General features: G+C 71.4%; 2 protein-coding genes. One reads left to right on the top strand and one right to left on the bottom strand.

The features are described 5' to 3' along the window. A partial coding sequence (locus B8460_RS19055; RefSeq protein ID WP_048863205.1) for a DUF6502 family protein occupies positions 1–185 on the bottom strand: 185 nt, incomplete at its 3' end. Positions 186–333: 148 nt separating this feature from the next. Here B8460_RS19055 and B8460_RS21310 point away from each other — a divergent pair. Further along, positions 334–546, top strand: a 213-nt coding sequence (locus tag B8460_RS21310; RefSeq protein WP_148360714.1) for a hypothetical protein, incomplete at its 3' end; no start/stop codon positions are given.

The following is a 546-nucleotide window of genomic DNA, read 5'->3' as shown; positions in this document are numbered from 1 at the left end:
GTGCGCGCCGCCGCGTCGGTCAGCACCTCCTCGGTCGCGACCTGCACGTAAAGCCGGCGCAGCAGGTCCGACAGCGCCGGATGCGTGACGCCGTGACGCAACAGCAGCCGCACGAGCGGGCGCAGCCACCGCGCGGCGGCATCCAGCACGGCTTCGGCGGCGGGCTTGGGTGCGGGGTCGGTCAAGGGGTCCTGCCTAGGTGAGCGTCAAGGTAGTGGTGTCCGGCCGGGCGGCAAGCGCGGACCTTCCGCCCACAGCGCCATCGCATGATCACTTGACGTGGGAAATTATCACACGTTAAGTGGGCAAATATCCCACGCATAGGAGCGGCGGATGTATGTGGCTGAGTGTGGTGTCCGGGCAACAGCTTGCGGCGGCCTGACGGGGGCGGCGGACGGCGAGGATGTATTCGCCCGGCGGCTGCGGCGACTCGCGGCGCGCCTCGCGGCGGCGATGCCCGACGGCCCGGACTGCGAGGTCGCGACCTATGGCCGATGCCCGCCGGGCCGGGCGGCGACGGTGCTGCGGGCCGCGGGACTGCTGATC

The sequence above is a fragment of the Acidisphaera rubrifaciens HS-AP3 genome, from assembly GCF_000964365.1.
Classification (GTDB): domain Bacteria; phylum Pseudomonadota; class Alphaproteobacteria; order Acetobacterales; family Acetobacteraceae; genus Acidisphaera; species Acidisphaera rubrifaciens.
The sequence above is the reverse complement of the archived record's forward strand: the minus strand, read 5'-3'. Positions and strand labels throughout refer to the sequence as shown.